Here is a 23,752-nt window from a genome sequence, read left to right on the forward strand (position 1 = left end):
GGCGACGTCAGTGTCCGGGCACGTATCCACGCTTCTTGTCGACCACGTTGGCCAGCGGTCCGCCCGCCGCCCAGCTCTCGAACAACTCCACGAACTGCGCACCCAGTTCGTCCCGCCAGCCGATCGTGTCCCCGCTCATGTGCGGCGAGACGATCAGCCCCGGCACCTCCCACAGGGCACTGTCCGGGCTCAGCGGCTCGTGGCTCAGCACGTCCAGCGCGGCGCCCGCGATCCGGCGCGCGGCCAGCGCCTCGACCAGGTCGTCCTCGACGACCAGCTGGCCCCGCCCCACGTTCACGAACCGGGCGGAGGGGCGCAGCAGAGCGAACCGCCGGGCGTCGAACATGCCGCGCGTGTCGTCGGTGAGCGGCGCCGCCGCCACCACCCAGTCGGCCCCGGCCAGCAGCCGGTCCAGGTCCTCCGGGCCGTGCACACCCGGGCGTGCGGTGCGGCCGGCCAGCGCGGTGGTGATGCCGAGCGCCTCCAGCGTGCTCGCGATCGCCCGGCCGATCGGGCCGGAGCCCACCACGCAGGCGCGCGTTCCGGCCACCCGCGTCGACTCGCGGTGCCGCCAGGTGCGCTCGCCCTGGAGGCGCAGCGTGGTGGGCAGGTCCTTGGCCATCGCCAGGACGAGCGCGGCGACGTACTCGGCGATCGGCCGGTCGAAGACCCCGCGCGCGTTGGTCACCACCGTGTCCGACTCGGCCAGCTCCGGGCACATCAGATGGTCCACGCCGGCGCTCGCCGTGTGCACCCAGCGCGGTCGCGGACCGCCGCCCGGCCACGCCTCGCGCACCGCGTGCGAGGCGAAGTCCCACACCAGCAGCACGTCGGCGTGCGGCAGCCGCTCCGCCAGCGTCGCCGCGTCGGCGTGCTCGATGCGGGCCCGGCCGGTCAGCCGGCCCAGCCGGGGCGGCGGTTCGGCGTCCAGGACGAGGAGGGTCGGCGGGGGAGTCGGCGCGGGCGCGGGTGTGCGCGGGGACGTGGTCATCGGCGGCCTGTCTCCGGTCGGTGGAAGCGGGGGCGGTTCAGGTGTTGACGCGGAAGTTAACCGGCTGTTGACCTGGGAGTGATGCGGGCGGATTGACCACGCTCGCACCGGAACCTACCTTCGTCAACACGGCCGTGCGTAACGGTGCGTTGCCCTCCCCTTTCTCCGTGTGAGGCCGGTGCGTGCCATGGACATCTCCTTTCTCGGCGGACCAGCTCCGCAACGCGGGGTCGGCGTGGTCGCCCCCTTCGACTTCGCACTCGATCGCGAGCTGTGGCGATGGGTGCCCGACGACGTGTCACTGCACATGACACGGACCCCCTTCGTGCCCGTCGAGGTCAGTCTGGACCTCGCCCGGATGGTCAGCGAGCACGAAACCCTCGGCGAGGCGGTGCGCACCCTCAACGCCATCGCCCCCGAGGTCGTCGCCTACGCCTGCACCTCGGGCAGCTTCGTCGGCGGCATCGCCGGGGAACGCGCCATGTGCGAGGCGATGACCTGGGCGGGCGCGGTCCCGTCCGTCACCACCTCCGGCGCCCTGCTCGACGCGCTGGCCGAGCTGGGCGTGCGCCGGGTCGCGCTGGTGACGCCGTACACCGTGTCCGTGACCCGGGCGCTGGAGGCGTACGTCGCCGAGGCGGGCGTCACCGTCACGGGCTGCGCCTTCATGGGGCTCACCCGGCACATCTGGAAGGTGCCGTACCGCGACGTGGCCGACATGGCCCGCCAGGCCGTACCCGCACCGGGAGCGGCGGACGCCCTGTTCATCTCCTGCACCAACCTCCCCACCTACGACGTGATCCCCCAGCTGGAGGCGGAGCTGCGGATCCCGGTGATCTCGGCCAACCAAGTGACGATGTGGGCGGCGCTGCGCCGACTGGGTACCCCTGCGGTGGGGCCGTACCAGGCGCTGACCGATCCGGCCGCGCGCCTCGGCCCCGCGGCGACGGGCGCGGTGGGTCCCGCGGTGGTGGGGCCCCCGGGCCCCGTCGACCCCGCGGTGGCGGGCCCGGTCGGACCCGCCGCGGTGGACATGCCGGGCGTCGGTGACGTCCCGGACACGGAACAGCAGCAGGAAGGGTGGACATGACAGCACTGGGATTCCTGTACCCGGGCCACTCCGGCGAGGACGACTACCCACGCATCGAGCAGCTCCTGGGCAGCGACATCCGGGTGGACCTGGTGCACACGGACATCGGCGAGGACGCCCACCGGGTGGACGCGCTCCTCGAGATGGGCTCGCCGCGGCGGCTGGAGGCGGGGGTGGCCGAGCTGCGGCTGGCCGGCGCCGACGCCGTGGTGTGGGCCTGCACCAGCGGCAGCTTCGTGCACGGCTGGGACGGCGCCCACGCACAGGTGCGGGCCCTGGCCCAGGCGGCCGGCCTGCCGGCCTCGTCCACCTCCTTCGCCTTCGTGCACGCGGCGAAGGAGCTGGGGGTGCGGCGGGTCTCGATCGGCGCGACCTATCCCGACGACGTGGCGCGGCTCTTCGGGGACTTCCTCGGCGCCGCCGGCATCGAGGTGGCCGACGTCGTCAGCTCGGGCATCATCACGGCGGCGGAGGTCGGCACCTGGACCGAGGCGGAGGTGCTGGCGCTGGCCCGCGCGGCCGACCGTCCGGACGTGGAGGCGGTGCTCCTCCCGGACACGGCCCTGCACACGGCGGCGCACATCCCGGCCCTGGAGAAGGAGCTGGGCAAGCCGGTCCTCACCGCCAACCAGGTCACGATCTGGGAGGGGCTGCGCCTGGCCGACCGGCGGGTCAACGCGCCGGAACTGGGCGCGCTGTTCACCCGGGAGCCGGTGGTGCAGGCCTGAGGTGAGGCGGTCCGCGGCGGGTCACGGCAGGCCCGCCGCACGGAAGAACCCCGGTCCCGCGTGAGCGGAACCGGGGTTCTCGTCGAGCGCTGGGCAGGCCTTGCACCTGCATTTCCCCACGGGAAGTGGGGCGTCTTTCCTTGGACCACCAACGCACTGCCTGCTGCGGGGAGTTGGCCCCCGTGATCAGGCAAGATGATCGTACCGCAGCTCGGGCCGGGGTGCACATCGAGCGGCGCTTGTTCAGGTAGATGGATGGAAGTCGTAGATCTGAACCGTGAGTTACGCACCTGAACCCTTGTCAGCACTCGAAGCTCCCCCTATTCTCACGCCGAGAAAGCGCTTTCCGCCATCGTGTGATTGACATGATCACGCCATGGCTTCCGTTCCGGCATGTGAAGGCGAATGGGGAGACCGAGGATGAGACGACCAGTCGCGCTGCGACTCCAAGCGGCACTGGGCACACTGGCCCTCGCGGCCGCGGCCGGTGTGGTGCTGACGATGCCCGAGGCGGCGGCAGCGGCCGGCGGCGCCACCGGCTACGCGACCCAGAACGGCGGCACGACCGGCGGCGCGGGCGGGCAGACCGTCCGGGCCACCACCGGCACCGCGATCCACGAGGCCCTGTGCGGCCGGGCCGACAGCAGCACCCCGATCACCATCGAGGTCGAGGGCACCATCAACCACGGCAACACCAGCAAGGTGTCGGGCGACAGCTGCAACACCGCGGCCGACAGGATCGAGCTGAAGCAGGTCAGCAACATCACGATCGTCGGGGTCGGGAACGGCGCCGTCTTCGACCAGCTGGGCATCCACATCCGGGAGTCCAGCAACATCATCATCCAGAACGTGACCGTCCGGAACGTCAAGAAGTCCGGCTCGCCCACGTCCAACGGCGGCGACGCCATCGGCATGGAGAGCGACGTCCGCAACGTCTGGGTCGACCACTCCACCCTGGAGGCCTCCGGCGGGGAGTCGGAGGGCTACGACGGCCTCTTCGACATGAAGGACAACACCCAGTACGTCACCCTGTCCTACAGCGTCCTGCGCAACTCCGGCCGGGGCGGGCTGATCGGGTCCAGCGAGAGCGACACCTCGAACGGGTACGTCACCTTCCACCACAACCTGTACGAGAACATCGACTCCCGCGCACCCCTGCTGCGCGGCGGCACGGCCCACATGTACAACAACCACTACGTGAGCCTGAACAAGTCGGGCATCAACTCCCGCGCCGGCGCCAAGGCCAAGGTCGACAACAACTACTTCGAGGACTCCAAGGACGTCCTCGGCACCTTCTACACCGACGCGGCCGGCTTCTGGCAGGTCAGCGGCAACATCTTCGACAACGTGACCTGGTCCGAGCCCGGCGGGGACAACAACCCGGCCGGCCCCGACCCGCAGTCCAACACCACGGTGTCCATCCCGTACTCCTACGGCCTCGACGACGCCTCCTGCGTGCCGTCCGTGGTGAGCGGCACGGCGGGCGCGAACAAGGGCCTGAAGGTCTCGGACGGCAGCTGCACCCCGCAGAGCCCGGACCCGACCGACCCCACCGACCCGGACCCGACCGACCCGGACCCGACGGATCCGACCGACCCGGACCCGACCGACCCGCCGAGCGGGACCAACCTGAGCGTCGGGGCGGGCTCCGACGGCTCGTCCAAGGCGAGCGGCACCAGCTACGGCAACGTGCGCGACGGCGACCTCGGCACGTACTGGTCCCCGGCCGGCACGACCGGCTCCATCTCCGTGAAGTGGTCCTCCGCCACCACCGTCGGCAAGATCAACATCCGTGAGGCGGCGGGCTCCGAGGGCACCGTCGGCTCCTACCGCGTCGTCAACCACGACACCGGCGCCGTCCTGGCCTCCGGCAGCGGGGCGGGCGTGATCGGCTTCTCCCCGGTCTCGCTGGAGAAGATCACCTTCGAGATCACCGGCGCCTCCGGCACCCCGAAGATCGCCGAGTTCGAGACGTACGCGGGCTGACCCCGCCGGGCGGGCGGGGCGTGTCCGGATCGCGGCTCCGGGCACGCCCCGCCCTCTTGCGCGGGCGCGGGACAATGGACGGTGGCCCACTCCACCGGAGTGACCCCGCACCCCGGGGACGGGCCGTCGTCACGCACGAGGAGGAGAAGACATGGCGGAGCCCACGCCGCGTCGGCACGAACCGCGGCTACGCCCCGCGCCCCTGCTCTTCGAGCCGGCGGAGGCGGCCGCCGATCCCGAGCACTTCTTCGACCTCGAGTCGATCGACGACCCCCGGGCCCTGCTCGAACGGGCCACCGAGCTGACGCACGCGTTCCGCGCGGCGGCGGACCGGGCGATGGAGTTCCAGGCGATCGCGGCGGCGCAGCTGGCCGATCCGAGGCGGTTCGACCGGCTGACGGCCGCGGACATCGCCGAACGCGCGGAGTGGACCGAGGACTACGCCAAGAAGATGGTGGAGTTCGGCCAGGACCTGATGCGCGGCGAATCGGCCGAGTGAGCCCGAGGAGCGGGCGGGGGGCCGGAGAGTCGGAGGGCATATGCCAGAAGGCTGGGCAAGATACTCCCCTCCCGGCCGCCGTGTCCCGGTTTCCCGCAACCCAGCGGAGCGGGGCCCTCACGCCGGGTAGACATCTGCGGTATGAGCAGCACACGCAACGCCACGCCCCATGCCTCGGACGTCACCTCGGACGGCGCCGCCTGGCTGGCCTCGGCGGGCGCGTACCCGCGCAGCACGCTCGCGCTCTGGGAGGAGCGGCCCGAGGCCCCGGTCGTCCTGCCCTGCGGCTCCACCTTCGACGTGGTGAGCGCTCCCGCGATCTTCGGCCGCCGGATGCTGGACCGGCTGTGGGACGACGGCCCCGGTTCGGGCCCGGTGGCGGAGTTCCGCGGCCGGATGCTGCTGTTCGCCGCCCCGGGCACCGCCCAGCGGCTGCCGTCGCTGCTCGACTGGGAGGAGTGGAGCACCCGCGGCCGGGAGGGCGGCCGTGCGGGAGCGGTGCCGCCGCTGCTGTGCCACGGCGCCGGGGACGCGGTGACCGTACCGGCACCGGCGGGCCCCGCCGCCCCCGCGGACGCGCCACCGCGCTCCGGATCCCGCTGGCTCGTGGCGCCGGACACCCGCCGGCCGTGGCTGCCCGGCCCGGAGATCATGCTCTGGGCGGCCGTGCGGGCGGCCCGCGCGGCGGTGCGGATTTCGATTTTTCCTCCCGCCGACCAGGATGCTAAGGTCTACGACGTCAGCAGGCGCCGCTAGCTCAGTTGGTTAGAGCAGCTGACTCTTAATCAGCGGGTCCGGGGTTCGAGTCCCTGGCGGCGCACGTTGGCGATGGCGAGGCGTGTTCGCGGAAAGCGCGAACCGGCCTCGCCATCGTTGTTTTTGCGCGGCTTCGCCGCGCGGTGTGGGGGCTTCGCCACCCACACCCCCCGGCCGGGTGGCCCGGGGGTGAGGGCTTGCCCAAGAGTCTGCGTGGGCCGGGGGGCGGGGGCGGGTCACCCGGGGGTGATCTGTACGGTCCAGGTGCCTGATTCCGTGCGGTCCTCGACCTCTACCCGTACGCCGTCGCCGGGGACCGTGAAGCTTTCGCCGAGGGATACGGGGGCGTCGGCGAGCGGCGGGTAGACCGAGTCGGCCCAGCAGGCCTCGGTGTCCGGGTGGGCGTCGACGACCTCGATCGGCCCGCCACCCGACTCCGCCCCGCTGTGCACCCGGTACACCAGCACCCCCGCGCGGCAGGACGCCGCGTCGTTGCCGACCGGCGTGCGCACCTCGAAGGCGAGCGCGCTGCCCGCCCCCGTACGCACCACCGCCAGCTTCGTGCCCCGCCCGAGGCCGAAGGCCGGCGCGCCCGCGGCGCCGGTCACCACCACCCCGGGGCCCGCGCCCAGCGGCTCCAGCGTCAGCCGGGTCGGTTCGCTGCCCCGCACGCAGGCCACCTGCCGGGGCCGCAGCCAGCCCAGCTTCCACTTGTGCCAGCCGAACAGGTCCGGGGAGAGTCCGAACTGGCTGCCCATCAGGTCCCAGTCGCCGACGTGCGTGTCCCAGTCGCCCTCGCCGTCCGCCGGCCGGTGGTACAGGTCCGGCAGGTCGAAGACGTGCCCCGTCTCGTGGGCCAGCACCAGCCGGTCCGGCGGATGGTTCTCGAAGACCGTGACGACCCGCCGGATGTCCGTGCCGTCCGCCCGCAGCGGGGTGTCCAGGTTGACGACCTTCGTGGCGTCGGAGTCCACCCCGGGCGCGTCCGGGTCCGCGACGAAGTAGACGACGTCGTACCGGGAGAAGTCGACGTACCGGTCGGCCGCGGTCAGCGCGTCGCGCAGGTAGGCCGCCCGGTGCTCCGGGCTCCAGTCGCGCCGTATGGCGTACGACGTCGACGGGCTCGGCATCCGGATCCAGTCCCGCAGCGGGTGCGGGCGGAGCGTGAAGGCGCCGTAGGAGGCACGCCGGAAGAAGTCGCCGGTGGCGGGGAAGTGGTCGGCGGCGAGTTCGGCCGGTGCCGTCAGCGGCTGGGAGTCCGGGAAGGACAGGAACACCATCACCGCGTCCAGGGTGCGGGCGGGCCGCGGATAGGTGGCGTTCCAGGTGTCCAGGCCCTCGGAGTGGTGCACGGCGGTGCGCTGGAGCGCGCAGGGCTCCGGGGAGAAGGGCTCGGCGACCGACGGCGCGGTGATCAGGGAGGTCGCGGCGAGCGCCGACATCGTGGTGCACACCGCGGCGGTGCTGCGCAGCCTGGTCCGGGGGAGCTGGCGCGGCACATGGACCTCCGGACGCGGTTGACGGGACACCGCACCCAGCTTGTGCATGATTGTCGTATTACGCCCTGTTCGCGTGCACCGGATGGGTGAGCCGTCCGGGATTTCGCAGGTGTTCTCCCGGGCGACGCCTCGAAGACACTCACGGAACGTCACAACTGGTCGGAGGGGTGACGGACCCGTCCAGGTGTGAGCAGAAACGATCTGCCGGAGGGGTCGCTCGGCCCGGAGCGCGGAACGGCGGCTGGAAGGGCCCGGTGTCAGCCTCTATGATCGGCACACTTTCCTGCACGAACAGAGCACGAACAGAGATCGAGGCACTGCGGGAGCGAGCGGTGAACGGAACCTCCGAAGGGCCGGCGCCCGCAGCGGATCTCGGCCCGGCCATTACAGAGAGTGATGAAGGCCTGGCTCCTCGTGCCGTGCGTACGGAGCCCCCGGCCTACCGGTCGGTGTTCACCACGGCCCCGCTCGCCATGGCCGTCGTCGACGCCGAGGGCCTGGTCGTCAGCGCCAACGACACCCTGGGCACCCTGCTGGGCACGGACCCGGACGCGCTGGCCGGGTCCGTGGCGGCCGACCTCGTCGACCTCGCCTCCGACGCCGGCACCTGGCACGCGTACCGCGAGGTGCTGCGCGGCCACCGGCCCCGGCTGCGCTGCACCAGACGGCTGAAGCGGGCCGACGGACACTCCCTGTGGGCGCAGGTGACGGTCGAGCCGCTGGCCGGTCCCGGGGGCTCCGGGGGCTCCGGGGACGGGGACGCCCCGGGACTGCTGCTCTCCGTCGCCGACGTGAGCGCCCGGCGCGAACTCCAGGCCCGGCTGCGCCACCTCCAGATGCACGACCCGGTGACCCGGCTGCCCAACCGCGCCCTGTTCTTCGAACGACTGACCGCCGCGCTGGAGGCCGAGTCGTACGAGCATGGCGGCACCGGCCGGATCGGCGTCTGCTACCTGGACCTGGACGGCTTCAAGGCCGTCAACGACACCCACGGCCACCGCGTCGGCGACCGGTTGCTGGCCGCCGTGGCCGAACGGCTCACCAGGTGTGCGGAGGAGGCGGCCCACGCCCGGTCCGGCGCCCCGCTGGTGGCCCGGCTCGGCGGTGACGAGTTCGCCCTCCTGGTGGAGGACTCCACCGGCACCGACCAGCTCGCCGACCTGGCCGGGGCGGTCCTCGCGGCCCTCCAGCCGCCGTTCGAACTCTCCGACCGGCGCCTTTCGGTCACCGCCTCGGTCGGCGTCGTCGAACGCCACACCGCCGGCACCACCCCCACCGCCCTGATGCAGGCCGCCGACACCACCCTGTACTGGGCCAAGGCGGACGGCCGGGCCCGCTGGACCCTGTTCGACCCCGAGCGCAACGCCAACCGCATGACCCGCCAGGCGCTGGCCGCCACGCTCCGCCCGGCCATCGAACGCGGCGAGTTCGCCCTCGAGTACCAGCCGCTGGTCGGCATGGAGGACGGCCGGGTGCGGGGCGTCGAGGCGCTCATCCGCTGGAATCATCCTCAGTTCGGCGTACTGGCGCCGAATCGGTTCATCGCACTGGCGGAGGAGGATGGCTCGATCGTTCCCCTCGGCCGCTGGATCCTGCGCACCGCCTGCCACCAGGCCCGCCGCTGGCAGCTGGCCCACCCGGACGAGCCGCCGATCTTCGTCAGCGTCAACGTGGCGGTCCGCCAGGTCTGGGACTCCGACCTGGTGGCGGACGTGGCCCGCACCCTGGAGGAGACGGGCCTGGCCCCGGAGCTGCTCCAGCTGGAGCTGACGGAGTCGGCGGTGATGGGCTCGGCCGGGCGCCCGCTCCAGGTCCTCAAGGCGCTCAGCGACATGGGCGTCCACATCGCCATCGACGACTTCGGCACCGGCTACTCGAACCTGGCCTACCTCAGCCGGCTGCCGGTCTCGGTGCTGAAGCTGGACGGCGCGTTCGTCCGGGGCTTCCAGTACGACGCCGTGTCCGACGCCGCGGCCTGCGGTGCCGGGGGCGCCAACCCGGCCGACGAGGTCATCGTCGAGGCGATGGTCCAGCTCGCCCACCGCCTCGGCCTGACGGTCACCGCCGAGTGCGTGGAGACCTCGGCCCAGGCGACCCGGCTGCGCCGCATCGGCTGCGACACAGGCCAGGGCTGGCTCTACTCCCGGCCGGTGGCACCGGACCGCATCTCCGCGCTGCTGGGCCACGCGGGACCCGGCGGCCCCGCCGGGGTTCAGGCGGGCGTCGGCAACCCGTAGGCGTCGGCGATCAGCTCGTAGGAGCGCAGGCGTACGTCGCCGCCGTGGGCGTTGGCGGTGAGCATCAGCTCGTCGGCGCCGGTGCGCTTGTGCAGGTCGTCGAGGCCGGAGCGCACCTCGTCGGCGGTGCCGTGGATGACGTTGGCGTTCCAGGACTGGATGAAGTCCTGCTCCATCGGGCTGAAGTCGTACGCCTCGGCCTCCTCCGGCGTCGGCACCAGCCCCGGGCGGCCGGTGCGCAGCCGGACCATGTTCAGCGCGGCCGCCAGCACCTGCCTGCGGGCCTCCTTCTCGTCGTCGGTGGCGAGCGCGGAGACGCCGATGAGGGCGTACGGCGCGTCCAGGACGGCGGACGGCCGGAAGGACTCGCGGTACAGGTCGAGCGCCGGGATCGTGTTCTGCGCCGAGAAGTGGTGCGCGAAGGCGAACGGCAGCCCGAGGGTGCCGGCCAGCCGCGCGCTGAACCCGGAGGACCCGAGCAGCCACACCGGCGGCCGGTGCGCCGACTGCACGCCCCCGGGCGAGGTGGCCTGCACGGGGCCCGGCACGGCGTGGATACGGGCGTACGGGTGCCCGTCCGGGAAGTCGTCGTCCAGGAACCGGATCAGCTCGGCGAGCTGCTGCGGGAAGTCGTCGGCGCCCTCGTTCAGCCGGTCGGTGCGGCGCAGGGCGGCGGCGGTGGCCCCGTCGGTGCCGGGTGCCCGGCCGAGCCCGAGGTCGACGCGCCCCGGCGCCATCGCCTCCAGCGTCCCGAACTGCTCCGCGATGACGAGCGGCGCGTGGTTGGGCAGCATGACGCCGCCGGACCCGAGCCGGATGCGGTCGGTGTGGGCCGCCAGGTGGGCCAGGATGACCGCGGGGGAGGACGAGGCGACGCCGGGCATGGAGTGGTGCTCGGCGACCCAGTAGCGCTGAAAGCCGCGGGCCTCGGCGAGCCGCACGATGTCCACGCCGGTCCGCAGGGCATCGGTGGCGGTCCGGCCGGCCCCGACGGTCACCAGGTCCAGTACGGAGAGGGGGACGGGAGCGGTGCCGTGGGCGGTGCCCCGGATCTCCTCTGCGGCGTCTGCGGGCATGGTGGGGTGCCTCCTGTGCTTGACGTGGTCGTACACGCGGTCGTACGTGGGTCGCTTCGCGAGGTAACAGGAGGGGGTCTCCGGTTATTCCCGGCGGCTCACGACGCCGGGGCGTTGACCAGCGTGGCGATCAGGCGGGTCACCAGCGGGCGCGGGTCGGGTGCGTCCGGCCGGCCGGTCATCAGGAGATGGTGGGCGGTGCCGACGACGGCGAGGGCCACCGAGGGCGGGTCGACGGTCCGCGCCACGCGGCCCAGCTCCCGCTCGGCCTCCAGGTAGTCGGCGATCGCGTCCTGGATCGCGGTGAAGCCCGGTGCGCCCTTCTCCAGCGCCTCGCGGATGCCCAGCGCGGCGGCCGGGCGGGTCATGGCGAGGCCGGACAGGGCGAGGCCGCCGGAGTCGAACAGGGCGAGAGCGACGGTGTTCAGGTTGTGCTCCACCGCGCCCTGCCCGGCGATCCCCGACAGGGCCCGCGCCTTCGTCGCCGTCTTCGCGAACCGGTCCAGGCACAGCTCGGCCACGAATTCGTCGAACCCGGCGAAGTGCGCGTGCAGCAGCCCCTTGGCGCAGCCCGCTTCGGTGGTGACCGCCCGGCTGGTGAGTGCGCCGGGGCCGTCCCGCTCCACGATGCGCTCGGCCGCCGCGAAGAGCCGCTCGCGTACGTCCGGTGTCGCCACTCCGCGCGGTGCCATGGGCCTCTCATTCGTCCCGGATCGGTCGCCCCGGCTGGGCTCGACCCCGTGGATGGTACCGGGGATTGCGGGGTTTGGGCACTTGCCCATACGATTTGGGCGCACGCCCATTCTCTGTCGTTCGCCCGGGAGGCACCTGTGCCGGACATCGTCAACACCGAGCAGGCTCAAGCGTGGAACGGACCTGAGGGAGCCCACTGGGCGCGCAACCAGGACCGCTGGAACGCCGTGAACGAGGGCTTCGACGAGCCCCTCCTCGACGCCGCCGGCATCACCGGAGAAGACCGGGTCCTCGACCTCGGCTGCGGCTCGGGCCAGACCACGCGGCGCGCCGCGCTGCGGGCGCCCCGAGGACACGTGCTGGGTCTCGACCTGTCCGGCCCGATGCTGGCCGAGGCCAGGAGCCGCGCCGAGCGGGAAGGCGTCGCGAACGTCTCCTTCGCGCAGGGCGACGCGCAGGTGCACCCCTTCGGGGCGGGGGCGTTCGACGCGGCGGTCAGCCGCTACGGGGTGATGTTCTTCGCCGACCCCGTGGCCGCCTTCGGCAACGTCGGCCGGGCGCTGCGGCCCGGCGGACGCCTGGCGTTCGTCTGCCCGGCCGACGCGGCGCTGAACGGCTGGGTCACGGCGATGGCGTCACTGCGCGAGGTCCTGCCGGTGGGCGACTTCGGACAGCCCGGGCTGCCCGGCATGCTCTCCCTGGCCGCCCCGGACCGCATCGGCGACGTCCTCACCGCGGCGGGTTTCGCCGGCATCGACGTCAACCAAGTCCAGGCGCACGGGACGTGGGGGCGGGACGCCGAGGACGCGGCGGAGTTCCTCCTGGGCACGGGCCCCGGCCGCCACCTCATGGAACGGGCCGACCCGACCGCGCGGGCCCGCGCCCGCGGCATCCTGACGGACCATCTGCGCACGCACGAGGCGGCTGACGGCACGGTCCGGCTCCTCAGCACGTCCTGGCTGACCACGGCGACCCGCCCGGCCGCCACCGCATGACCGGGTGACCGCGCCGGCGCCTGAGCCCTTGCTCGACGACGGTGTGCGAGTTGCACCGAAATCGCGTGCGGTCGGACAGGGCAGTTCGGCGTTCGCCCGATTCGGGGAGCAGGTCACCAGGATTACGTGTGGTGCAAGTTGGGGGTGGACTGACGGGGCGGGTCAGTGGGTCACCCGGTGGCGGAGGTAGGCGACGTGGGAGCCGAAGGTGCGGCTCTCGACGAGTTCGAGGTTCACCCGGCGCCCGTGGTGGGGGAAGAAGGGGGTGCCGCCGCCGACCAGAACCGGGTGGACCATGGTCCGGTACTCGTCGATCAGGTCCGAGGCGGCCGCCTCGGCGGCGAGGGTCGCGGCGCCGATCGCGATGTCGCCGTCGCCGGGCTCGGCCCGCAGGCGCTCGATCTCCTCCGCCAGGGTGCCGGAGGCCAGGCGCGTGTTGGTGCCCTGCACCGTCGTCAGCGTCCTGGAGAACACCACCTTCGGGAGCGCCTTCCACAGCGCGGCCCACTCCAGCTCCGCGGCGTCGAGCGACTCGTCCCGGTCGGCGGTCTCCCAGTACAGCATCGTCTCGTACAGGCGCCGCCCCAGCAGGTGGGCGCCGGTCTCGCGGATCTCGTCGGTCCAGAACCGGAAGACCTCCTCGGCCGGGTCCGCCCAGTCGATGGCGCCGTGCGGGTCGACGATGTAGCCGTCGAGGGACACGTTCATCGAATAGGTCACTCTGCGCAACGGAAGCCTCCTCGGTAGCCGCCCGGTTCCGACAGTACGGCCACGAACGGGCGGGCGCCGGTCAGTCGGCGGTGCTCGCCTCCCGTACGTCCGTTCCCGGCGCCGGTACGGCCTCGGCGGGCCGGCGCCGGCGTTCCCTTACCCGCTCGACGACCACGGCGGAGAAGCAGAGCAGCGCCGTGAGCACGGAGAAGACGAAGAAGACCGTGGTGTCGGCCCAGACGGTCGCGCCGACGCCGACGAGGAGGGTGGGCGTGACGAGGGCGCCGTACGCGAGCAGGTAGAACATCGACATGACGGCCCCGCGCCGTTCGGCGGGGATGCCGGCGGTGAGGTGGCGCAGGGAGCCGCCGAAGGCGAGCCCGTAGGCGCCGCCCTGGAGGGCGACGGCGACGACGATGACGACGGCGTTGCCGGTGGCGAAGGCACCCACTCCGGCCAGCATGAGCACGGCGAGCGCGGTGTCGCCGACGAGTGCGACCGTGCGTGCCGGACGGCGGGCGCTGAGGATCTGTGTGCAGGCGGCGGCGAGGGTCACGGCCGCGATGACGACGCCGCCGAAGAACGGGCCGTCCACGTTCGCGGCGTCGGCGGCGATCGACGGCTCCAGTGAGAAGCAGACCCCGAGCACCGCCCAGGCGGCACCGGCGCCGAGCACGGAGAAGGTGAAGCGTCCGCGCATCTCCTTGGGCACGTGCGGGCGTGGGATCCCCACGGTCGCCGTACCGGGGGACGGGTGCGGTTCGCGCATCACCAGGAGGAGGACCAGCAGGACGAGGCCGATCAGCGCGTCGGTGAGGTACGGCAGGAGCAAGGGGTGGAAGCCGGTCTGGGCGAGGGCCGCGGTGCCGAGTGCGGCGGCGGCGATACCGATGTTGAACGCGATGGCGGTCAGCGTCCCGCTGCGTGCCGCCCGCTCGGGGCGCACGTCCAGCAGGGCGGCTCCGCCGACCACGACGATCGCGCCGATGCCCAGGCCGTTGAGCATCCGGGCCACGACGAGGTACGCGGGTCCTGCGGCGAACACGAAGACGGCGAGCCCGGCGAGCAGCAGCAGGACGGCGACGAGGAGCACGGGCCGGCGGCCGTACCGGTCGGAGAGGGCGCCGGACAGGAGGATCGCGACGACCGCGACGGCCCCGTAGGCGGCGAAGACGACGGTGGTGAGAACGGGAGGGTAGTCCCACTTCTCGGCGTACAGGGAGTAGAGCGGTGAGGGGATGGCGGAGGTCGCCTGCCCGAGCATGAGGAGGACGAGGAGGGCCGGATAGCTCCATGACTGGGGGCGGCGGCCCTGGGAGAGTTCCCGCACGAGGACTCCAGGGGAAAGAGAAGTATGATGTGCGTCGTACTTCGAGGATGCTAGGGAGAAGTATGATGCTCGTCAAACTTGGTGGTGCCTGATGCCGCCCTGGGAGATCCCTTCCGACCAGTTGCCGCCCGTCGCCGCGGTCCAGAAACTGCTGCGCGCACTCGCGGATCCGGTACGCCTGGAGATGGTCCGCCGCCTGGCGGCGGATCCGGCCGGTGAAGCGCCCTGCTCCGACCTCTACGAGGGCCTGAACAAGTCCACCGCGACCCACCACTTCAAGATCCTGGTGGAGGCGGGCGCCTTCCGTCCGGTCATGGTCGGCCCCTCCCGGGGCCACCGCTTGCGGCGTGACGCCTTGCAGGAGGCGGCCCCCGGTCTGCTGGACGCGCTGATGGGGGCGCTGGCCCGGCAGGACTGAAGGCGGCGCGGAGCCGTCGCCGGTGTATCGACGAGCTCGTCGCGAGTGAGCTGTTCGCCGTCGTCGACCGCACGCGGACCATCGACGACGGCGGCGAGCGGATCGCGCGCGCCCCGGCGGCCGTGCCGACCGCGCCGACGGGGCGGTGGCAACGGCCCCGTCGTGTCGTGCGGTGTCGACGCGGCGACGAGAGCGCGGGACCCGGCGGCGACGGTGGTGCCGGGCCGGTTCACCAACCCGGCCCGGGTGACCCGGTGCCGCCGGACGTCTCCCGCGTCCGTTCGCCGGTCACCGGTACTCCTCCGTCAGGGCCGCCAGGCCGCCCGGTGCTCCGCGAGATGGGCCAGCACCGAGTGGTTCGCCTCCCAGCCGTCCGGGAACTTCACCAGCGTGCCCAGCTGGACCGGTTCCGTGGACGGGTAGTCGTCCAGCAGATCGCCGACGCCCTCGCGGCAGACCACGATGCACGCGTGCCGGTGCCGGGAGGTCAGGACGCACAGGCGGCCGGTCTCCAGGTGGAAGGCGGTGGCGTCGGGGCGGCCGGAGAGCGGGTGCAGGACGACCGTGACGTCGTACTCGCGGCCCTGGAGGCGGTTGGCCGTGTCCACGGTCACGTCGTGCACGCCCAGGCCGGCCAGCTCCGCGCGGACCGCCGCCGCCTGGTCCCGGTGCGCGGTGCCGACGGCGATGCGGGCGGCGGTGAGGGGAGCGGGGTCGGGCGAGCGCTCGGAGGTCGCCCGGCCCTCACGGTCGAGGAGGCGCCGGACCACCGCCGCCACCGCCCGCACCGCCTCCGGGTCGGTGCGCGGGGTGTGCCGGGCCGGAAGCTCCAGCAGGCCCCAGCCCGAGGCGGCGGCCTCGTCGATCACCCGGTCGGGACCCGAGCCGTCCGACGGCACCGCGAAGGCCAGGCTCCGGTCGCCGTGGCCCGTGCCGCTGCGGAACGGCGTGTACGGGTAGAAGGCGTCCGAGACCAGGCGGGCCGCCGACGCCGGGAGCCGCCAGGAGACCGGGAGACGGTGCTGGGGCAGGCCCGAGTTGTGGGCGAGGAGGGTCGTCACGGCCGAGGACGACGGGTCGTAGGCCAGGCCCGCCCACTGCTCGCTGCCCACCGTGGCGAACGGGTCCAGCTGACCGGGGTCGCCCACGAACAGCGCCCGCTCGAAGAGTCCGGCGACCGCGAGCAGGGAGTCCGAGCGCATCTGGTACGCCTCGTCGACGATCGCGTGCCGCCACGGCTCGTCCACCTTCACGTGCGCCCACTTCGCCGCCGTGGACAGCACGACGGCCTGCCCGGCGAGATCGGCGGCCTTCGCCGACTTGCGGACGTTGGCCAGCGCGTCGAGCGCCTTGTCGTACGGGTCGGCGTCACTGCTGTGCAGGCGGCCCACCGGGAGGTCCGGGTTCTTCTCTGCCAGGCGCAGCACCAGGTCGTCCACCTGGGCGTTGGTCTGCGCCACCACCATCAGGGGGCGGCCCGCCTCGGCCAGCTCCAGCGCCGCCCGCACCACGAGCGTGGACTTCCCGGCGCCGGGCGGGGAGTCGACGACGACGCCGCGCTCCGTGCCGTGCAGGGTGTCGTGGAGGATCGCCGCGGTGGCGCGGGCGGCCTCCGCGCCCGGGTCGAAGGACGCGGGGGCGGATGCGGAGAGGGCCTCGACGGTCACAGCACGTCCTCCTCGGTCTGGGCGTCGGCGGCCTCCGGCACCGCGGCCGACTCACCGGGCGGGCCGCCGTGCGTCCACGGGGTCTGCTCCGGGTCGGGGAGCTTCGCGCCGCCCCGCTGCTCGTGCTCGAAGAGCGTGAAGCAGACCAGGTCGCCCTTCTCCGGCACCGACCCGGCCTCGGGCTCCTTGCCGCGGCCCATCTTGTCCATGATCCTGAGCACCACCGTGCCGTCGTCGGTGCCGGTCCCGTCGTCGGGACCGCCGGGACCGCCCGGGCCGCCGGGACCGCCCGGGCCGCCGGGACCGCCCGGGCCGCCGGGACCGCCGGGGCCGCGGGCCGGGGCCGCCGGTCCGACGTACTCGGCCGTCTGCGGCTTGCCGCCCAGCGAGCGGTAGACCTTCACCCGCTCGCCCAGGTACGGGCGATCGTCCGTGCGGATGGTGACCAGCGGGCGCGGACTGGGCCGCTTGCTCTCGCTGTACGCCATCACCACGTCCACGACCTCGCCCGCGAACGCCTCCCCGGACAGCCGCCGCCCGGCCATCACCAGCGGATCGTCCAGCGCCTCCTGGGCTTCCAGACGGGCCTGCTCGCGCTCGCGCGTGGCCAGCTTGTTCGCCGCCGTCACGGCGTCGTCGCGGCGCGGCTGCGGGGGCTCGCCGGCCAGGATGCGGTCGCGGTGGGAGGTGAACGACCAGCGGTCGCGGGTCCAGCGCTCCTCGGCGTGCGCCCCTTCGGGCAGCGCCCGCAGCAGGTCCAGGCCCCGCCACACCGCGTCCCAGGTGGGCCGGGTACGGCTCTCGACCAGGGCGCGGATCTCCCGCTCCGCGGCCGTGAGAGCACCGAGCCGGTCGTCGGCCTCCAGACCGTCCTCGGCGGCGGCCAGCGCCGTGCGGGCGCGGTCGTAGCGCTCGATGGCGGGGGCGAGGAGCTTGTTGTCGAAGGCCGGGTCGGTCGCCGGGCCCGCGGGCGGGCACAGCAGCTGGCCGTCGGCGTCGCGGGCCAGCTCCGCGCGGCGGGCGGCCTCCGCACCGGTCGGGGGCGGCTCATGCGAGTCCCGCGGGTGCGGCGGGTCCTGCGGCGCGATCCACGCCAGCAGGGCGCCCAGGTGCTGGTCCTCCAGCGTGGACTGCCCGGTCGCCCAGTGCCGGCCCAGCAGGTCGGTCATGGCGAGCAGGAGGGAGGAGCCGGGCACGCGGGCCCGCTCGCCGTAGTGGGTCAGCCACCGGCCCAGCAGCGGCACCCGCGGCGGCGCGGGGTGCGGGGTCTCCGGGTCCTGTTCCGCCGTACGCCGAAATCGCATGGACCGGCCCAGCAGCCGTACGAAGTCGACGCCCGCGCGGCTCGGCACGACCAGCTGCGCGGCGTCCGCGCACAGGTCGACCTCGACCTTGACCCGCTTGCCCGTCTCCGGGTCGGTCTCGGTGCGCTCGGCGGCCTCGACGCTCTCCGCGTACGCCTCGACGTGGGGCAGCACGATGCCGGCCAGCTCGGCCAGGAACGCGAAGCGCAGGTCGCGGTCGCGGGGCTGCGGCACGACCAGCAGGTGCGGCGCGTCCCGGTCGGTGCCGACCAGCGCCCCGAGCGGGGCCCCGGCCTCACCGGCGGTGATCAGCGGCACGAAGACGAGCGGACGGTCCGACAGGTGCCGGTGCCGGACGGTGGCGGCGGGCTGGGCCCGGCCGGTGCGCACGGCCTCCAGCCGGGCGAGGGTGGTGATCAGTGACACGCGGACACCCCGCCGGCCCCGATACCGCCGTCCGCCGCCGCGCCGCCGCCCGCCCCGGCCGTCGCGAGCGCCTCCGCACGGAGCCGGGCCGCCCTGCGCAACGCGGCAACCGCCGGGTCGTCCGGGTCACCCGCCTCCCCGCGGGCCGCGGCCAGCACGTCCTCGACCGTGGAAAGACCGCCCAGCTCGGCCCGTACCGGCCGGCCCAGGCTGGTGACCGCACCGGCCTCGCGGGACCGGGCGCGACAGTGGAAGGCCAGCTCGCACGCGGACAGGCACTCGGGCGCGTACGTCGCCGGGACCGCCTCGACCGCCGCCGTCAGCTCCTCGGCCGGCAGCTCGGGGGAGAAGCAGACGCCCTCCGGGAGCGCGTCGGCGATCTCCTCGATGCGGGTCAGCCGGGCCAGCTGGCGGTCGGTGACGGCGCGCTGCTTGCGCACGTCGACGGCGGACGCGGTGGGCAGGTTGGAGAAGTCCCTGGGGCAGACGAGCAGGACGCGGTGGCGCACGCGCGGGGCCGGATCGAGGCGGGCGGCGACCCGCTCCAGGGCCAGCACGTACACCGCGGCCTGCCGCGCGGCGGCGCCGACCTTCGCCGGATCGGCGGAGCCGTCCAGCATGGGGAAGGACTTGATCTCGACGACCGTCCAAGCGCCGTCCGGATGCACCACCACGGCGTCCGGTTCCAGGAACGCGGGGGAACCGGCGACCTCCAGGGCGAGCATCGGATGGTCGAGCAGAGTCCACGCGCCGGGTGTGCCGGTGGCCTCGCGCAACGCCAGCGCCGTCCGCGCCGCGCGCCCCTCAGGGCCGGTCGCGGACAGGTCGGGCACCCGCACCGGAGCCTCGGCGGGGGGCTCGGCGCCCCGGTCCAGCCTCTCGTGCACCAGCCGCAGCAACTCGGCGCCGCCGTCCGCCTTCACCCTCGCCTCGAAGGCGTTGCCCCGTGTGAAGGCGAACTGGGACTGCCCGAAGACCGACGGTGAGCCCAGCGCACTGGCCAGGGACGCCTTGTCCACGCCCGCCCCGTCGAGGATCGCGCGCCGACGGCACCCCGGGTTGGCGGCGAGGGCGGCCAGGGCCCGGGCGTCCAGCGCCTTGGCGGGTACGTCGGGACCGCGCAGCTCAGCGAGCCGGTGCCGGAGTCTCGTCCCCCGCGTCCGAGGGGGCGGGGTCCGGCTCGGGTCCGGCTCCGAACCGCTGCTCGCGCTGCCGTGGAAATCGCTCACCCGCGGAAGTCTGGCATCCACCACTGACATTCACGGAACCCGCGCCGTCCCGGGCGGGGGCCGGGGCGGGCACGGCGGCGTTCGCGGAGCCGGCCGCGGCCGGGGCGAAACGGGCCGGGAGCCGGGTCCGCACCCGCGCCGCGGCACGCAGCACGAACGGCGTCAGCAGCAGTCCCGCGGCCATCACGGCCGCACCGGCGACGGCGTCGAGGAAGTAGTGGTTCGCGGTGCCCATCACCACGATCGTGGTCACCAGCGGGTAGACGACACCCGCCGCCTTGGCCGTGCGCGTGCCGCCGTGGCGCCACAGCATCACCCCGCACCACAGCGCCCAGCCCACGTGCAGGCTCGGCATCGCCGCGTACTGGTTGGTCATCCCGCCCAGGCCGCGCGGAGCGCTCGCCTCGCCGCCCCACCAGCCGTACGAGCTGTACTGGGCCATCGTGTCGACGAACCCGTGACCGGCGTCCAGCAGCCGGGGCGGGCAGGTCGGCAACAGGGTGAAGCCGATGAGACCGATGAACGTGGACGTCATCAGCCAGGTGCGGGCGGCCCGGTAGCGCACCGCGCGGGAGCGGAAGAGCCAGATGAGGATCGCCGGGGTGACCACGTAGTGCAGCGACGCGTACCAGAAGTCCGCCGGTACGCCGATCCAGGGCTCGCGCGTGAAGAGGCGGTTGAGGGGGTGCTCCGCGTTGAGGTGGAGCGCCTTCTCGATGTCCAGGATGGCCAGGCCGTGGTCGACGGCGTCGGAGACGTCGCCCCGCACGAGCAGGCGTCCCGCGCTGTAGCAGGCGTACACGAGGACGATGAGCGGCAGCTCGGTCCACCAGCGCAGCCGAGGGTGCGGGGCCGCCTCGGTGCCCGGTGTCTCGGTGTGCGGCAATCCGATCGCCCTCCCCCTTCTCTTCGCTACCTGCTTCTCGGTCACTCGTGCGCCTGGACGGACACGGGCGAGCCACTCTACGGCCTCACCGCGACCCCTCGGCCAAGCGCCCTCGGACCGGATAGACGCGGGCATCGCCCCTCGGGTTGCCCGCACGGACGGTACGGGATGATGGAGGGGTCCCCCTCAGACATTTCTCCCGGAAAGGCCTCTTCATGGCACCGCGCATTCTGCTGGCCCGGCACGGACAGACGGAGTGGTCGCTGTCCGGCAGACACACCGGCAGGACCGACGTGCCGCTCCTGGAGGAGGGCCGGCGCGGCGCGAAGCTGCTCGGCGAGCGGCTGCACCGGGCGCCGTGGGACGGGCTGGACGGCGTGGAGGTGCGGACCAGTCCGCTGGTGCGCGCGAGCGAGACCTGCGAGCTGGCGGGTTTCGGCGAGCGCGCACGCGCGTGGGACACGCTGATGGAGTGGGACTACGGGGCGTACGAGGGCATGACGCCGGAGCAGATCCAGGCCGTGCGGCCCGGCTGGCTGATCTGGCGGGACGGGGCCCCGGAGGGGGAGGGCGTGGCAGACGTCACGGCGCGCGCGGACGAGGTGGTGGCGTGGGCGCGAGAGGCGGAGCGGGACGTGCTCGTCTTCGCCCACGGGCACGTTCTGCGGGCGATCGGGGCGCGGTGGCTGGGGCTGCCGGTGTCCTTCGGCGCGCGGATACGGCTCAATCCGACGTCGCTGTCGGTGCTGGGGTGGGCGTACGGGGAGCCGGCGGTGGAGAGCTGGAACGATCTGGGGCACTTGGTGGGCTGACGGGTGGGTACGGGTGCCCGCGCTGGTTTGCGGCGCCCGGCGCCCGGTGCCCGACGCCCGGCGTCGGGGCTGGGGCGGGGGTGGGGACGCGTCCCGGCGTCGCGGGGTGCTTCCCCCAGTGCCTGAACGGCCCGAGAGGTACCCCCACCGCCCACCCGTGCCGCCCCCGCGGCACGACTGCCCGCAGCTGCGGCGGGGGCGGCGGTGCGGCTGCCCGCATTTGCGGCGGCTGGCGATGGTCCGCAGTGGCGGCCGGGGTGTGGCTGGGTCGGGGTCATGCCGGTCTCGGCAGCGCTGCGTGGCGGTCCAGGAAGGTGGAGACTCCCGAAGCGCGGCGGTGGGGGAGGAGCACCCGGGCCGTTCCGGCCAGCATCGTGTGGATGCGGGAGGACTGGACCTCGCCCAGCAGGTCGAGCACCCGCATGCCCGCCCCCGCCGCCTCGTCGGGGCGGCCGCCCCGGGCCAGGTCGTCCGCCAGCTCCGCCGAGTACAGCGCCAGGTTCCGGGTGAAGTGCGGGTCCTGGAGATCCGCCGCCCGCCGCGCGTGCCGGGCCGCCCGCGGCCAGTCGCCCAGGGTCGACCAGCACTGCGCCTCGAGCCCCTCCAGCTCGGCCTCGCCGTAGAAGCTCATCCACTCCGGGTCGGTGTCCGAGGGGCCCCGTTCGAAGAAGGTCTGCGCGCGGACCAGCGCCTGCTCGCAGCCGACGCGGTCCGCGAGGCCCGCCCAGCCGCCCGCCTCGCGCAGCGCCAGCAGGGACATCAGCCGGGCCGAGCCCAGCGGGCGGGCGGCGCGCTGCGCGGCCTGGGCCGCCCGCACCGCCTCGCGCGGGCGGCCGGCGTCGCGGGCCAGGAACGCCATGTTGCAGAAGGCGTGCGCCTCGAGGCCGGCGTCGCCGTTCATCCGGGCGGTGGCGAGGGCCTCGGCGTAGTGGGAGCGCGCGTCGTCGAAGCGCCCCGAGTCGTGCGCCAGCCAGCCCACGGAGATCGCCAGTTCACCGGCGCCCGTGTAGATCCGGTCCGCGGTCGCCTGCCGGGACACGCCGGCGTCCAGGAGCGCGTACGCGGTGCGCAGCGGGGCCGCCGCGCGCCGGTAGAGACCGTCCGCGCCGTGCCGGTCGTCGAGCAGCCGGATCCGGCGGACGGCTTCTTCGAGGGCGCCGGCCTCGCCCGTCCCGGCCCGGCGCGCGGGGCGTCCGGCCGCCGCGGCGTCGACGGCGAGCCCCAGGGGGCCGAGTGAGGCGGCGGCCACGGTGGCGCCGCTCGTCATGAATGCGCGACGCAGCACGTCGCTCTCCTCGTTGTTGTCGTGCGTTTCGTACAGGTCCTGCGCGTCTCGGACGTCTTGCGTGTCCAGGACGTCTTGCGTGTCATGCGTCTCATACGGCTCACCCGCCCCTCGTGACTCACCCGGGGTGCGCGCCTGCCGTCCGCGTACCGACGAACGGGGCGCGAACCCCAGGTCGGTGAGCGTGCGGCCGGGGAACATGTGCAGGAACACCCGCTCGTACGCGTAGTTGGGGCAGCGGATCTCGCCCGCCTCGACCCGGCCGACATAGCGCGCGTCGCAGCTGACCCGCTCGCCGATCTCGCGCGCGGCCCGGCGGACCGCCGCCGCGAACTCCGCCGGGGAGCGCTTGCCGCGCAACCGCCTGAAGGCGAGGTTCGGCCGCGGGGGCCGTTCGGGCTGGGCGGAGGTCACCGTTGACGACGCCATGGCCGGGTCCTCTCGTGCGAACCGTCGAACCATGCCGGGGAAGGGCGAGTAAGGCTGGCGGCCCTGTTTCCGGCGAGCAAGAACGTACCGGCTGTGACGGAGCGGCCACGCGCTGTTTGGCTACAAACCGGATATCTCATCCACGATCTGCCATGAAGTGCCATCCTTTGCGGCGGCCCCCGGCCGTAGCTGTTGACGGCCCGCCGCGTTGAACCGGGTGGACCGGGAGGCCCCCGACTCCCGAACCGCTCGTCCGAGGAGGAGTTCCGTGGTGGAGGCCGGGATGGACACCAGCGTCAGCGTTCCCCCCTGCGACGCCTGCGACGTCGTCACCGTGCCGACCCGGCAGGGTCTGGAAGCGGTCGACATCCTCAGGCGGGGAGCAGGTGACGGGGTGGGCCCGGTGCTCCACGACGGCGGCTGCGACACCCTGGGATTCCTGGTGCCGCCGGGCACCGCCGCCGCCTGGGACGTGCCGGGCAGCACCTGCACGGAGACGGACGGCCGCGGGCTGAGCATCGTGCCGGCGCCCGAGCCGCCCGTGGAGGGCTCCGCCTGGCTGCTGCCGCCCGGCGAGGCGGACCTGGCGACCGACCCCGCCGTGCTGCGGGCCGCGCTGGGCGAGGCGGCCCGGCTGATCAGGGCCGCGGACAGCTGCCGCTGAGCACCCCGTCCGGTCTTCGGGGGCCGGCATCGGTCCGATAA

At 73.7% G+C, this 23,752-nt stretch carries 21 protein-coding genes and 1 tRNA gene; 11 read left to right on the top strand and 11 right to left on the bottom strand.

Annotation, left to right across the window (positions count from 1 at the left end; all coding sequences use genetic code 11):
- Positions 1-7: 7 nt before the first annotated feature.
- Complete coding sequence (locus R2E43_RS24080) at positions 8-991, bottom strand: D-2-hydroxyacid dehydrogenase (protein ID WP_003975976.1); 984 nt, start codon at positions 989-991, stop codon at positions 8-10.
- A 187-nt stretch (positions 992-1,178) separates the two neighbouring features.
- Between R2E43_RS24080 and R2E43_RS24085 the strand changes: the two genes are divergently transcribed.
- From R2E43_RS24085 to R2E43_RS24110, 6 genes are all read left to right on the top strand, one after another.
- The gene (locus R2E43_RS24085; protein ID WP_003975977.1) at positions 1,179-2,081 is read left to right on the top strand and encodes a maleate cis-trans isomerase family protein; all 903 of its coding nucleotides are present in this window, start codon (positions 1,179-1,181) and stop codon (positions 2,079-2,081) included.
- Positions 2,078-2,809: a maleate cis-trans isomerase family protein gene (locus tag R2E43_RS24090; protein ID WP_003975978.1), complete on the top strand. Its 732-nt coding sequence runs from the start codon at positions 2,078-2,080 to the stop codon at positions 2,807-2,809. Before R2E43_RS24085 ends, R2E43_RS24090 begins: the two co-directional genes overlap by 4 nt.
- 420 nt (positions 2,810-3,229) lie before the next feature.
- The gene (locus R2E43_RS24095; RefSeq protein WP_003975979.1) at positions 3,230-4,795 is read left to right on the top strand and encodes a pectate lyase family protein; all 1,566 of its coding nucleotides are present in this window, start codon (positions 3,230-3,232) and stop codon (positions 4,793-4,795) included.
- A gap of 151 nt (positions 4,796-4,946) precedes the next feature.
- Positions 4,947-5,294: a hypothetical protein gene (locus R2E43_RS24100; protein ID WP_003975980.1), complete on the top strand. Its 348-nt coding sequence runs from the start codon at positions 4,947-4,949 to the stop codon at positions 5,292-5,294.
- Between the two features lie 141 nt (positions 5,295-5,435).
- On the top strand, positions 5,436-6,050 hold the full coding sequence (locus R2E43_RS24105) for a bifunctional DNA primase/polymerase (protein ID WP_011028603.1): 615 nt from the start codon (positions 5,436-5,438) through the stop codon (positions 6,048-6,050).
- Positions 6,041-6,114: transfer RNA gene (locus R2E43_RS24110), tRNA-Lys, on the top strand. Before R2E43_RS24105 ends, R2E43_RS24110 begins: the two co-directional genes overlap by 10 nt.
- A gap of 172 nt (positions 6,115-6,286) precedes the next feature.
- Here R2E43_RS24110 and R2E43_RS24115 read toward each other — a convergent pair.
- Positions 6,287-7,597 (bottom strand): M6 family metalloprotease domain-containing protein, encoded by a 1,311-nt coding sequence (locus R2E43_RS24115; protein WP_011028602.1) that lies wholly within the window; start codon positions 7,595-7,597, stop codon positions 6,287-6,289.
- A gap of 284 nt (positions 7,598-7,881) precedes the next feature.
- Between R2E43_RS24115 and R2E43_RS24120 the strand changes: the two genes are divergently transcribed.
- Positions 7,882-9,786 carry a putative bifunctional diguanylate cyclase/phosphodiesterase gene (locus R2E43_RS24120; RefSeq protein ID WP_003975983.1) on the top strand — a complete coding sequence of 635 codons (1,905 nt, stop codon included), beginning with the start codon at positions 7,882-7,884 and terminating at the stop codon, positions 9,784-9,786.
- On the opposite strand, the gene R2E43_RS24125 is transcribed toward R2E43_RS24120, so the two are convergent.
- Both R2E43_RS24125 and R2E43_RS24130 read right to left on the bottom strand, forming a co-directional pair.
- Entirely contained in the window at positions 9,762-10,862 is a 1,101-nt protein-coding gene (locus R2E43_RS24125; RefSeq protein ID WP_011028601.1) for an LLM class flavin-dependent oxidoreductase, read from the bottom strand. The two genes, R2E43_RS24120 and R2E43_RS24125, sit on opposite strands and share 25 nt — an antisense overlap.
- A 98-nt stretch (positions 10,863-10,960) precedes the next feature.
- Positions 10,961-11,554 carry a TetR/AcrR family transcriptional regulator gene (locus R2E43_RS24130; protein ID WP_016326304.1) on the bottom strand — a complete coding sequence of 198 codons (594 nt, stop codon included), beginning with the start codon at positions 11,552-11,554 and terminating at the stop codon, positions 10,961-10,963.
- A 138-nt stretch (positions 11,555-11,692) separates the two neighbouring features.
- On the opposite strand from R2E43_RS24130, the gene R2E43_RS24135 reads away from it, so the two are divergent.
- Positions 11,693-12,550: a class I SAM-dependent methyltransferase gene (locus R2E43_RS24135; protein ID WP_332056552.1), complete on the top strand. Its 858-nt coding sequence runs from the start codon at positions 11,693-11,695 to the stop codon at positions 12,548-12,550.
- Between the two features lie 162 nt (positions 12,551-12,712).
- Here R2E43_RS24135 and R2E43_RS24140 read toward each other — a convergent pair whose 3' ends face one another.
- Complete coding sequence (locus tag R2E43_RS24140; RefSeq protein ID WP_003975987.1) at positions 12,713-13,279, bottom strand: dihydrofolate reductase family protein; 567 nt, start codon at positions 13,277-13,279, stop codon at positions 12,713-12,715.
- 61 nt (positions 13,280-13,340) lie between these two features.
- Positions 13,341-14,591, bottom strand: coding sequence for an MFS transporter (locus R2E43_RS24145; protein WP_003975988.1), 1,251 nt, complete (start codon positions 14,589-14,591; stop codon positions 13,341-13,343).
- Positions 14,592-14,682: 91 nt separating this feature from the next.
- Between R2E43_RS24145 and R2E43_RS24150 the strand changes: the two genes are divergently transcribed.
- Complete coding sequence (locus R2E43_RS24150) at positions 14,683-15,009, top strand: ArsR/SmtB family transcription factor (protein ID WP_003975989.1); 327 nt, start codon at positions 14,683-14,685, stop codon at positions 15,007-15,009.
- Between the two features lie 305 nt (positions 15,010-15,314).
- On the opposite strand, the gene R2E43_RS24155 is transcribed toward R2E43_RS24150, so the two are convergent.
- Genes R2E43_RS24155 through R2E43_RS24170 form a run of 4 tightly spaced genes read right to left on the bottom strand, consistent with a single transcriptional unit; the run spans position 15,315 to position 20,521 of the window.
- A complete protein-coding gene (locus R2E43_RS24155; RefSeq protein WP_265697690.1) occupies positions 15,315-16,676 on the bottom strand; it encodes an AAA family ATPase in 1,362 nt (453 codons plus the stop codon).
- Entirely contained in the window at positions 16,673-18,406 is a 1,734-nt protein-coding gene (locus R2E43_RS24160; protein WP_332056553.1) for a hypothetical protein, read from the bottom strand. Before R2E43_RS24160 ends, R2E43_RS24155 begins: the two co-directional genes overlap by 4 nt.
- Positions 18,397-19,635 (bottom strand): hypothetical protein, encoded by a 1,239-nt coding sequence (locus tag R2E43_RS24165; protein WP_381789060.1) that lies wholly within the window; start codon positions 19,633-19,635, stop codon positions 18,397-18,399. The genes R2E43_RS24160 and R2E43_RS24165 overlap by 10 nt, the downstream gene beginning before the upstream one ends.
- A complete protein-coding gene (locus R2E43_RS24170; protein WP_011028597.1) occupies positions 19,532-20,521 on the bottom strand; it encodes a phosphatase PAP2 family protein in 990 nt (329 codons plus the stop codon). The genes R2E43_RS24165 and R2E43_RS24170 overlap by 104 nt, the downstream gene beginning before the upstream one ends.
- A gap of 215 nt (positions 20,522-20,736) precedes the next feature.
- On the opposite strand from R2E43_RS24170, the gene R2E43_RS24175 reads away from it, so the two are divergent.
- Positions 20,737-21,333 (top strand): histidine phosphatase family protein, encoded by a 597-nt coding sequence (locus R2E43_RS24175; protein ID WP_003975994.1) that lies wholly within the window; start codon positions 20,737-20,739, stop codon positions 21,331-21,333.
- 274 nt (positions 21,334-21,607) lie between these two features.
- Here R2E43_RS24175 and R2E43_RS24180 read toward each other — a convergent pair whose 3' ends face one another.
- The gene (locus R2E43_RS24180; protein ID WP_011028595.1) at positions 21,608-23,047 is read right to left on the bottom strand and encodes a hypothetical protein; all 1,440 of its coding nucleotides are present in this window, start codon (positions 23,045-23,047) and stop codon (positions 21,608-21,610) included.
- Positions 23,048-23,330: 283 nt separating this feature from the next.
- Between R2E43_RS24180 and R2E43_RS24185 the strand changes: the two genes are divergently transcribed.
- Entirely contained in the window at positions 23,331-23,711 is a 381-nt protein-coding gene (locus tag R2E43_RS24185) for a hypothetical protein (protein ID WP_046247739.1), read from the top strand.
- Positions 23,712-23,752 lie beyond the last annotated feature (41 nt).

It is taken from the genome of Streptomyces violaceoruber, from assembly GCF_033406955.1.
GTDB classification, from domain to species: domain Bacteria; phylum Actinomycetota; class Actinomycetes; order Streptomycetales; family Streptomycetaceae; genus Streptomyces; species Streptomyces violaceoruber.